Origin of the sequence: Paracoccus sp. DMF (assembly GCF_004407025.1) — a bacterium.
Classification (GTDB): domain Bacteria; phylum Pseudomonadota; class Alphaproteobacteria; order Rhodobacterales; family Rhodobacteraceae; genus Paracoccus; species Paracoccus aminovorans_B.
In genome coordinates this window covers 1-5,918 of the sequence record NZ_SOKV02000084.1, presented here as the reverse complement: position 1 = coordinate 5,918, position 5,918 = coordinate 1, and the positions used below count along the sequence as shown (strand labels likewise).

5 protein-coding genes are annotated in these 5,918 nt (G+C 63.4%); 2 read left to right on the top strand and 3 right to left on the bottom strand.

Features of this window, described 5'->3' with window-relative positions:
- Positions 1-934: hypothetical protein (locus tag E3D03_RS19860; RefSeq protein WP_263568391.1), on the top strand; the 934-nt coding region annotated here is incomplete at its 5' end.
- A complete protein-coding gene (locus tag E3D03_RS19855; protein ID WP_263568390.1) occupies positions 931-3,894 on the top strand; it encodes a type I restriction endonuclease subunit R in 2,964 nt (987 codons plus the stop codon). The genes E3D03_RS19860 and E3D03_RS19855, both read left to right, overlap by 4 nt.
- A 31-nt stretch (positions 3,895-3,925) precedes the next feature.
- On the opposite strand, the gene E3D03_RS19850 is transcribed toward E3D03_RS19855, so the two are convergent.
- From E3D03_RS19850 to E3D03_RS19840, 3 genes are read right to left on the bottom strand one after another with little or no spacing between them, the layout of a single operon-like run.
- Positions 3,926-4,615 carry an RES family NAD+ phosphorylase gene (locus tag E3D03_RS19850; protein WP_411969838.1) on the bottom strand — a complete coding sequence of 230 codons (690 nt, stop codon included), beginning with the start codon at positions 4,613-4,615 and terminating at the stop codon, positions 3,926-3,928.
- Entirely contained in the window at positions 4,612-5,025 is a 414-nt protein-coding gene (locus tag E3D03_RS19845) for an MbcA/ParS/Xre antitoxin family protein (protein WP_114350569.1), read from the bottom strand. The genes E3D03_RS19850 and E3D03_RS19845 overlap by 4 nt, the downstream gene beginning before the upstream one ends.
- Before the next feature lie 58 nt (positions 5,026-5,083).
- A complete protein-coding gene (locus tag E3D03_RS19840) occupies positions 5,084-5,761 on the bottom strand; it encodes a hypothetical protein (protein WP_263568389.1) in 678 nt (225 codons plus the stop codon).
- Positions 5,762-5,918 lie beyond the last annotated feature (157 nt).

Below are 5,918 nucleotides of genomic sequence, written 5' to 3'. Positions count from 1 at the left end.
GGCGGATTTCGAAGGGGTCTGTTCCGGCGACATTTATGTGCTGGAACCGGCCAACGACCGGTTGATGCCCGAACTGCTGCCGTTCCTGTGCCAGACCGATGCCTTCTTCGATCATGCCGTCGGCACCTCGGCCGGGTCGCTGTCGCCGCGCACCAACTGGACCAGTCTGGCCACCTTCGAGTTCCTGCTGCCGCCGATCCAGGAGCAGGCGCGGTTGGTGGAGGCGCTGAGCGCTTCTGCAACCAACCTTGACCGCCTTTATGTGCTGCATGGACAAGCCGCAGTTCTTCTCGATGCGCTTATCCTTGAGACAATTGAGATTCGTGGCTTCTCGATGAATCAGGGGTACAAAGGGCGCTTTCAGGTAGAGAAAGGGGAACGAATTTACCACGCGCGAAGCGGAAATGGAGAACCCATTCCTGATGATGCTGGTGACACGCTCTTTTTCAAAGTCGCTGACTTCAACCGGAACAGCGACCATAGAAAGCTCGCGCATGCTGAGGTGAAGTTCTCGATCAAATCAAATCCGGGCATTCGAGTGTTTCAGCCCGGAACGGTCGTTTTCCCCAAACGCGGGGCATCAATTTTTCTGAACAAGATCGGAATACTAACTCACCCGGCGGCTTTGGATCCGAACTTGATGGCGCTTGAGCCTCGAGCCGAGAAGGTGTCCGCTGAATATCTGATGTGGTTCTACAAAGGGATTGGGCTCTGGCGCTTTGCTGACACAACTTCTGTTCCGCAGCTAAATCACAAGCACCTAAACCCTGTCCCTGTGCCAGTCCCATCCGTCGAACAACAAGATGAAATCTGCGCTCGGATTTCACTTCTGGCCGATGCCTTAGCAAATGCTGCAAATAGGCTTCGGAATGCGCAGGATGCCCATACCAGGATTCGTGAAGGTGTCTTTTCTGAAACTGGGGTGAGTGCATGACCTTCAACGAGTCCAACACCGTCGAAGCCCATCTGCGCGATCTTCTCGCCGGCGCGGCTTCCGCCCGCCCGGCGCAACTCTCCATCGGCCTCGCCCGCACTAGCGGCCGGATCGCGGGCCTCGGCTGGCATTACGTCGCCCCCGCAGACCTTCCCCGCCAGCCGCAAGAGGTGCTTGTCGAACCCCACCTGCGCGACGCCCTGATCCGCTTGAACCCCGACATCGCCGCCAACCCCGGCCGGGCCGATGACGTGCTCTACCGCCTGCGTGCCATCGTCATGGGCGCGCGGTCGGACGGGCTGGTGAAGGCGAACGAGGAATTTGCCGCGTGGCTGCTGGGCGAACGCTCAATGCCTTTCGGCGCGAATGGCGAACATGTCACCATCCGTCTTATCGACTTCGACGATATCGAGAAGAACAGCTTCGTCGTCACCCAGCAGTTCATCATCCGCGCGGGCAAGACCGAAAAGCGCGCCGATCTGGTGCTGCTGGTCAACGGCATTCCGCTGGTCCTGATCGAGGCCAAGACGCCGGTGCGGTCCAGTCAAAGCTGGCTTGACGCCGCCATCCAGGTCCATGACGACTACGAACGCAACGTGCCGGAACTGTTCGTGCCCAACGTCTTTTCCGTGGCGACCGAGGGCAAGGAGTTCCGCTACGGCTCGATCCGGATGCCGGTCGATCTGTGGGGCCCTTGGCGCGACGGCGACGGCAAGCAATCGCTGGGCGAGGTGGAAAAGGCTGCCGCGTCGATGCTGCGCCCGGCGATGGTGCTCGACATGCTCGACAGCTTTACGGCCTTCGCCACGCAAAAGGGCAAGCACCGCATCAAGATCATCGCCCGCTATCAGCAGGTGGACGGCGTCAACAAGATCGTCGCGCGGGTCGTGGCGGGCCAGCCGCGCAAGGGGCTGATCTGGCATTTCCAGGGGTCGGGCAAATCGCTGCTGATGCTGTTCGCCGCGCGCAAGCTGCGGCTGCACCCGGCGCTGAAGAACCCCACGGTGCTGATCGTGGTGGACCGCATCGACCTCGACAGCCAGATCTCCGGCACCTTCTATGCAGCCGACATGGCCAACATGGTGCGCACGGAAAGCCGCAAGGAACTCGCCGATCTGCTGGGCAAGGATGCGCGGAAGGTGGTGATCACCACGATCCACAAGTTCGCCGAGGCAGATGGGGTGCTGAACGACCGCGACAACATCATCGTGCTGGTCGACGAGGCGCACCGAACGCAGGAAGGCGATCTGGGCCGCAAGATGCGCGACGCGCTGCCGAACGCGTTCCTGTTCGGCCTGACCGGCACGCCCATCAACCGCGCCGACAAGAACACCTTCTACGCCTTCGGCGCCGACACCGACGATGGCGGCTACATGAGCCGCTACGGTCTGAACGACTCGATCCGCGACGGAGCGACGAAGGAGCTGCATTTCGAGCCGCGCCTGGTGGACCTGCACATCGACCAGAAGGCCATCGAGGAGGCCTATGCCGAGCTGACGCAGGGTCTGACCGACGAGGACCGGGATCGGCTGGGCAAGGCGGCGGCCAAGATGTCGATCCTGGTCAAGGCGCCCGAACGCATCCGCGCGATCTGCGCCGACATCGCCAAGCACTTCCAAGAGAAGGTCGCCCCGAACGGCTTTGGCGCGCAGGTGGTGACCTTCGACCGCGAAAGCTGTCTGCTCTACAAGCAGGAACTCGACCGCCATCTGCCGCCCGAGGTGTCGGACGTAGTGATCTCGGTCAACAGCGGCGAGCCCGAATATGCGGCCTTCAAGCGCGACCGCGACGCAGAGGAGAAGCTGCTCGACCGCTTCCGCGATCCGAAGGACCCGCTGAAGATCATCATTGTGACGTCAAAGCTGCTGACTGGCTTTGACGCGCCGATCCTGCAGACGATGTACCTCGACAAGCCGCTGCGCGACCACACGCTCTTACAGGCAATCTGCCGGACGAACCGCCCCTATGGTGAGCAGAAGACGCATGGCCTGATCGTCGACTACCTCGGCATCTTCGACGACGTGGCGCAGGCGCTGAAATTCGACGAGGAAGGCGTGCAGAAGGCGGTTTCGAACATCGCCGAGTTGATCAATGCCCTGCCGACCGCCCTGCAGAAGTGCCTCGCCTATTTCGCAGGCGCGGATCGCAGCCTGACCGGTTACGAGGGCCTGATCGCCGCGCAGGAATGCATCCCGAACAACGACCTGCGAGACGCCTTTGCGGCCGACTTCAGCGTTCTGGCGCGCATATGGGAAGCGCTGTCGCCCGATCCGGTGCTGACGCAGTACGAGACCGACTATCGCTGGCTGGCGCAGGTCTACGAGTCGCTGAAGCCCTCCAGTGGCACAGGGCGGCTGCTTTGGCATCGGCTGGGTGCCAAGACCATCGAGCTGATCCACGAAAACGTCCATGTCGATGCGGTGCGGGATGATCTCGACACGCTGGTTCTGGATGCTGAACTGCTCGAAGCGGTCCTCGGCAACCCTGACCCGGAAAAGAAGGCCAAGGAAATCTCTGTCAAGCTGGCAGGCCGCCTTCGGAAACATGCGGGGAATCCGAAGTTCAAGGCGCTGGGCGAGCGCCTGGAGGACCTGAAGAACCGGCATCAGCAGGGTCTCCTGCTGTCGATCGACTTCCTGAAGGAGCTTCTGGCGCTGGCGAAAGACGTGGTGAAGACCGAACGCGAGACGCCGGAAGAAGAGGACATCGACCGTGGCAAGGCGGCGTTGACCGAGCTGTTTGAAGAAGCCCGGAACGGCGACACGCCCGTGATGGTCAAGCGGGTCGTGGATGATATTGATGCCATCGTCCGCGAGGTGCGTTTCGAGGGATGGCAGGCGACCCATGCGGGCGAGCGCGAGGTCAAAAAGGCCCTTCGACAGACGCTTTTCAAGTATCGCCTGCATCAGGATGCGGATCTGTTCGAGAAAGCCTATGGTTACGTGAAGGAGTACTACTGAGGCAGCGCCCGGTGATTTCTACCGGTGCGCGTCACTTGACCTCCCACACCTCGCCACTATCCAGTTGCTTGACGAAATCCACCGCCTCGCCGTTCCAGTGATAGGCGAAATGCGCGCCTTGGGTGGGGATTGGGATCACGTCGGGCCAGAAGACGGCGATGCAGTGGCCGTCGGGGAAGCGGATGCTGGGCCAGGTGATACCGTTCGACCCGGCCGCGCGTCGCTCGGCCCCGAAGACCTGTGAGGCGCGGTAGTCGTCTGGGTCCAGCAGGTCGGCGCGGCCGGTGGCGTCGTCCAGATCGGCATCCACGGACCCGATCAGTTCGCGGAACTGAGAGGTCCAGCCGGGGGCCTCGTTCGTCGCACGCATGAAGCGGGCGTGGTGATGGATGGTTTCGGCAATCGCCACCGCGCTGCGGTCGCCCGCATAGTAGAGGCCAAAACTGCCGTCCGAGAACCGCCCCGGCCGCAGGGGCGAACAATGGACAAACGGAGCCATGACCCAGCTGGCACCGGGCCCGGTCACGCGGCGTGCGATTGGCACCTTGGACAGATCACCGATGCTGTCGCGAATGCGCGGGTTGAACTTGGCCTCGGCCGAGGCCAGCGCCTCCCAGTCGGCGGGATCGGCGATGTCTTCGAACAGGTCGATGGGCGGATGGATCGAGCGGATGATGCGGACAGTGCGGGGCCATGTCACGCGGCGGACAGGCACATTCACCACGCACCCCGTTCGGCATCCAGATAGGCCCGCAGGTCGATCAGGTCGGTGATCTCGCCCCGCAACATGATGTCCAGCGCGCTGCGGCCACCGAAGGCCGCGCTGGGCTTGCGGATCCACGCATAGCCGCGGGCGGGTTCGGTGAAGAGGTACCGCAGCGCCTTGTGGATGCCCATCAGGATTGCCATCCGCGCGCGCAGGTCACGGTCGATGCGCCCGATGTCGCCAACCTTCCAGCGCGCCCATGTGCGCTGGGCCATGTCGCCCAAAAGCACGCGCGCCTCGCCATCCGTTAGGCCCCATGCGCGGAACAGATTGACGGTGGTGCGCGCCAGCGCAGCCGCTTCCTCGTCGGTGATGACGGGAAGGTCGGGGCGCGCGATGATCGGCTGGACCGTGGCGAACTGCATGGTCGTTCTCCTTTGGCATCAAGATAGTCGTTATGTGCCAAAAGGCAATGACGATCCGTTACCCGGGCGGTCCCACCCTTAGCCAAGGCCGTGCCTTCGGCATGGCCGCCGTAACCTCGACCTCCCGAAGCATCCCGCCCGCGATCAGCCCCTCGCGGATCCAGCCCAGCGCCTGGCACCAGTCGTCATAGCCGCGCCGGGCGGCCTCGATCTGCTGCGGGTGGGGAGAGAAGGTGACCGGACATGCCAGGATGTCGACGGTTTTCCAAGTGGCGCGCGCGCCCGGGCCGCGCACACGGACGCGCTCGACCCCTACGACGATGCAGCCCGCATACGTGCCATGCTGGTTCTGCTTGACGATAGTGGGCACGCAGCGAGGGACGGCGCCCGGCATCCAGTCCGGCGTCAGCCCGGCGCGGGCCAGTTCAGCGACGCGGATCGCCATGCGCTTGCCACCGAGGCTGTCTGGGATCCCCGCGACGGTGGCGGCGATCACCTCGGCGTCCTCGTGGGTGTAGCCACCGATCTTGTGCTGGCCGCCGTCGACCTTGCAGCCCAGCACGGCGCGCTGGAGCAGGACGTATTCCAGACCGAAACCGAAGCCTTCCTCGGTGACGTCGGGGGGCAGCGGCAATTCCAGCTGCGCCTGTTCCACCCGGAACGCCCATTCCAGCGCGGCTTGCACGCCCAGCGCGCGTTTCACCTTTGTGCCGCGGACCCGGCCGTGGAAACTCATGGCTGCAATCCTTCAAGGAAATCCATCTGCGACGGGCGCTGGGCGGCAACCGTTGGCCGCCAGATCCACGGGCCCGAGGCCGTGGGCAGCTGCGAGAGAGCGCCACGCATGTGCCGCTGCCAGAGGGTGAACTCCGTTGCCGAGCAGGCGCAGAGCG

What these genes read in the sequence shown, in the direction of transcription:
- E3D03_RS19855 (WP_263568390.1), top strand. Translation starts at nt 931, where the DNA reads ATGACCTTCAACGAGTCCAACACCGTCGAAGCCCATCTGCGCGATCTT.
- E3D03_RS19845 (WP_114350569.1), bottom strand. Translation starts at nt 5,025, where the DNA reads ATGCAGTTCGCCACGGTCCAGCCGATCATCGCGCGCCCCGACCTTCCC.
- E3D03_RS19840 (WP_263568389.1), bottom strand. Translation starts at nt 5,761, where the DNA reads ATGAGTTTCCACGGCCGGGTCCGCGGCACAAAGGTGAAACGCGCGCTG.